Genomic DNA, 5,106 nt, shown 5'->3' on the forward strand with positions numbered 1-5,106 from the left:
CGTGCGTAGAACTCGCCAGTAACCATTTGGGGGCAGAAAATGGTCCTGGCTCTCATGACACTCTTATGGGGCTGGCCCGTCCGCTGGGCCGCCCGGGAGGGCAGTCCGGCAGTGCACCTCAACGCCCGAGGAGCCGAGACCGGAGCCAGTCGAGATTCGACGCCGAATCGCACGACCCCGCACGCGAACGGGGGTCGAGCCGCCGAGAAGCAGCCCGCAGACGAGCGATACGCGCCACAGCGCACAGAGGAGATAACAAGACGTGACGATCAACGAGCAGAACAGGGTTTCCACCGGCCGCAAGGACCCGAGCGACCAGTCCTCCACACTGACCGGCGCGCACGCGCTGGTCGACCTCCTCAACGCCGGCGAACCGTACGCCGTCGCGTTCGGCGGGCAGGGCGGCAACTGGCTGGAGAACCTCGAAGAGCTGATCAGCTCGGCGGGCATCGAATCGGAGCTCAGCGAGGTCGTCGGCGAGGCCGCACTTCTACTCGAGCCCGTCGCCCGCGAACTGGTGGTGGTTCGGCCAATCGGCTTCGAGCCGATGCAGTGGGTACGCGCGCTGGCCGCCGACGAGCCGCTGCCGACCTCCAAGCAGCTCACCACGGCCGCGATCTCCGGCCCGGGCATCCTGCTGGCGCAGATGGCTGCCATCCGCGCAGTGAAGCGTCAGGGGCTCGATCTGCATGGCACGCCTCCGGTGGCCATGGCCGGTCACTCGCAGGGCACCATGGCCTGCGAATCGCTCAAGGCCAACGGGGCCCGCGACGCCGAGCTACTGGCACTGCTGCAGCTGATCGGCGCGGCAGGCTCGCTGGTGTCGCGGCGTCGGGGCATGGTCGGGCGCGGGGACAAGTCGCCGATGGTGTCGGTGACCAATGCCGATCCTGACCGCATTGCCGAACTGCTCGAGGACTTCTCCACGGATGTGCGCACCGTGCTGCCGCCGGTGCTGTCGATCCGCAACGGCCGACGGTCGGTCGTCATCACCGGCACCCCCGAACAGCTGGCCCGGTTCGAGCTGTACTGCAGCAAGATCACCGAGAAGGAAGAAGCCGAGCGCAAGAACAAGCTGCGCGGTGGGGCCGTGTTCGCGCCGGTCTTCCACAGCGTGCAGGTCGAGGTCGGCTTCCACACCCCGCGGCTCGCCGACGGCGTCGACATGGTCGACCGCTGGGCGGCCAGGACCGGTATCGACCCCGAGCTCGCGCACGACATGACGGAGTCGATCTTCGTGCGGCCGATCGACTGGGTCGCCGAGGTCGAGCGGCTGCACGAGGCAGGCGCGCGCTGGATCGTGGATCTGGGCCCCAGCGACACCATCACCCGCGTCACCGCACCGGTCATCCGCGGGCTCGGCGTCGGCATCGTCGCCGCAGCCACCCGCGCCGGACAGCGCAACCTGTTCACCGTCGGTGCGGCACCCGAGGTTGCGCCCGCCTGGTCGAGCTATGCACCGTCGATCGTCACGTTGCCCAACGGGTCGGTCAAACTCTCGACCAAGTTCACCCGCCTCACCGGACGCTCGCCGATCCTGCTTGCGGGCATGACGCCGACCACCGTCGACGCCAAGATCGTCGCCGCGGCGGCCAACGCAGGCCACTGGGCCGAGCTCGCGGGCGGCGGCCAGGTCACCGAACCGATCTTCGACGGCCGCATCGAGGAACTCACCCAGCTCCTCGAGCCGGGTCGCGCCATTCAGTTCAACACGCTGTTCCTCGATCCCTATCTATGGAAGCTCCAGGTCGGCGGAAAACGCCTGGTGCAGAAGGCCCGTCAGTCCGGTGCACCGATCGACGGCGTGGTGGTCAGCGCGGGCATCCCCGAGCTCGACGAGGCCGTCGAGCTGATCGACGAACTCAACGGGATCGGGATCACCCACGTGGTGTTCAAGCCAGGCACCGTGGAGCAGATCAAGTCCGTCATCAAGATCGCCACCGAGGTCCCCACGCGCGACGTCATCGTGCACATCGAGGGCGGCCGGGCCGGTGGGCACCATTCTTGGGAAGATCTCGACGACCTGCTGGTGTCGACCTACGGCGAACTTCGCAAGTGCGCCAACATCACCGTGTGCGTGGGTGGCGGCATCGGCACCCCCGAACGTGCCGCGGAGTACCTGTCCGGCCGGTGGGCGGCACGCTACGGCTTCCCCGACATGCCGGTCGACGGCATCCTGGTCGGCACCGCGGCGATGGCCGCCCTTGAGTCGACGACGTCGCCTGCCGTCAAGCAGCTTCTGGTCGAGACCAACGGCACCGATCAGTGGATCGGCGCCGGAAAGGCCCAGGGCGGCATGGCTTCCAGCCGCAGCCAGCTCGGCGCCGACATCCACGAGATCGACAACTCCGCGTCGCGCTGTGGCCAGCTGCTCGACGAGGTCGCCGGTGACGGTGACGCGGTCGCCGAACGGCGCGACGAGATCATCGCCGCGATGGCCGACACCGCCAAGCCGTACTTCGGCGACGTCGCGGACATGACGTACCTGCAGTGGCTGCAGCGCTACGTCGAACTGGCGATCGGTGACGGCGACAGCACGGCCGACACCGCCGCACCGGGCAGCCCGTGGCTAGCCGACACCTGGCGCGACAGGTTCGAGGAGATGCTCAAGCGGGCCGAGGCGCGGCTGCATGCCGCCGATTCCGGCCCGATCGAGACGCTGTACGGCGTCGACGCGGAAGGCGAAGCGCTGCTGGAGGATCCGCAGCGGGCCATCGCTGAGCTGCTGGCGCGCTACCCCGACGCGGAGACCGTCAAGCTGCACCCCGCCGACCTGCCCTTCTTCGTGACGCTGTGCAAGACCCTCGGCAAGCCGGTCAACTTCGTGCCCGTCATCGACAAGGACGTCCGGCGCTGGTGGCGCAGTGACTCGCTGTGGCAGGCCCACGACGCGCGTTACTCGGCCGACCAGGTGTGCATCATTCCCGGCACCGAGGCCGTCGCGGGCATCACCCGCGTCGACGAGCCCGTCGGTGAGCTGCTGGACCGGTTCGAGCAGGCGTCCATCGACGACGTGCTGTCTGCGGGCGGTCAGCCCGTGCCCGTGGTGTCGCGCCGCCAGGCTCGCGCCGACGTCACCGGCCCGCTGGCCGTGGTGCTCGACTCGCCCGACGTGCTGTGGGCCGGTCGCACCGCGATCAACCCGGTGCACCGCATCGGTGAGCCGAGCGAGTGGCAGGTCAACGAAAATCGTTCTGCCACACATCCGTCCACGGGTGCACGGCTCGAGCTGAGCGGTGAGCAGGTCACGTTGTCCGTGCCGCTCTCCGACATCTGGATCACCATCCGGTTCACCCTGCCGGTGGCCACGGTCGACGGCGGCATGCCCGTCGTCACCACCGAGGACGCGTCGGCTGCGATGCGCGCCGTGTTGGCTATCGCCGCGGGCGTGGATGGGCCAGAGGCACTTCCGACCGTCGCCGACGACAGCACCACGGTGACGGTCTGCTGGGATCCCGAAGAGGTCGCCGACCACACCGGCGTCACCGCGACGTTCGGCGCGCCCCTGGCGCCCGGCCTGACCCTGGTGCCCGACGCATTGGTCGGCAGTTGCTGGCCTGCCGTGTTCTCGGTCATCGGTTCGGCCGTGACCGACGCCGGCTTCCCGGTCGTGGAGGGCCTGCTGAGCCTGGTGCACCTCGACCACGCGGCGCACCTGCTCGCGCCGATGCCCAAGACGGCGGCCGAATTGAGTGTCACCGCAACGGCTTCGCCCGCCGTCGACACCGAGGTCGGCCGCGTCGTTCCGGTCTCCGTGACCATCTCCGATGGCGATGGCACCGTGCTGGTGAAACTGGAGGAGCGGTTCGCCATCCGCGGCCGCACCGGCGCCGTCGCATTGTCCGACCCGGAGCGCGCCGGCGGGGCGATCACCGACAACGCCACCGACACGCCACGCCGCCGCCGCCGCGACGTCACCGTCACCGCGCCGACCGACATGAGTGCGTTCGCGGTGGTGTCCGGTGACCACAACCCGATCCACACCGACCGTGCCGCCGCATTGCTCGCCGGGCTGAAATCGCCCATCGTGCACGGCATGTGGCTGTCGGCCGCCGCGCAGCACGTCGTCACCGCCACCGACGGCCGGGCCACCCCGCCCGCGCGTCTGGTCGGCTGGACCTCGCGCTTCCTCGGCATGGTCATGCCCGGCGACGACATCGACTTCCGCGTCGACCGCGTCGGCATCGACCGCGGCGCGGAGATCATCGAGATCACCGCCAAGGTCGACAACGAGTTGGTGATGTCGGCGACGGCGCAGCTGGCCGCCCCGAAGACCGTGTATGCGTTCCCGGGCCAGGGCATTCAGTCCAAGGGCATGGGCATGGACGTCCGGGCCCGGTCGAAGGCCGCCCGCAAGGTGTGGGACACGGCCGACAAGTTCACCCGCGAAACCCTCGGTTTCTCGGTGCTTCACGTGGTCAGGGACAACCCGACCAGCCTGATCGCCAGCGGCGTGCACTACCACCACCCCGAGGGCGTGCTGTACCTGACGCAGTTCACCCAGGTCGCCATGGCGACGGTGGCGGCGGCCCAGGTCGCCGAGATGCGCGAGCAGGGCGCCTTCGTCGAGGACGCGATCGCCTGCGGCCATTCCGTCGGTGAATACACCGCGCTGGCATGCGTTTCCGGCGTGTACGAGCTGGAGGCGCTGCTGGAGGTGGTGTTCCACCGCGGCAGCAAGATGCACGACATCGTCCCGCGCGACGAGCTCGGCCGCTCGAACTACCGGCTGGCCGCCATCCGGCCGTCGCAGATCGATCTGCCCGACGCCGACGTGCCAGCGTTCATCGACGAGATCGCCGAGCGCACTGGCGAATTCCTGCAGATCGTGAACTACAACCTTCGTGGCTCGCAGTACGCCATCGCGGGCACCGTGCGCGGTCTCGAGGTGCTGGAGGAAGAGGTCGACAAGCGCCGCGAGCTGTCCGGCGGCAAGCGCTCGTTCATCCTGGTGCCCGGCATCGACGTGCCGTTCCACTCCTCGGTGCTGCGGGTCGGCGTCGCCGACTTCCGGCGCTCGCTGGAGCGGGTCATGCCGCGCGACGCGGATCCCGACCTGCTCGTCGGCCGCTACATCCCGAACCTGGTGCCGCGGCCGTTCACGCT

Annotated in this window: 1 protein-coding gene; it reads left to right on the forward strand. The window is 69.2% G+C overall.

All coding sequences use genetic code 11. The annotated features are described in order from the left end of the window. Positions 1-262: 262 nt before the first annotated feature. Positions 263-5,106, forward strand: a 4,844-nt coding sequence (locus QOC69_RS17035; protein WP_526441608.1) for a fatty acid synthase subunit beta domain-containing protein, incomplete at its 3' end; no start/stop codon positions are given.

This window comes from Mycobacterium sp., assembly GCF_032162105.1.
GTDB lineage: Bacteria > Actinomycetota > Actinomycetes > Mycobacteriales > Mycobacteriaceae > Mycobacterium.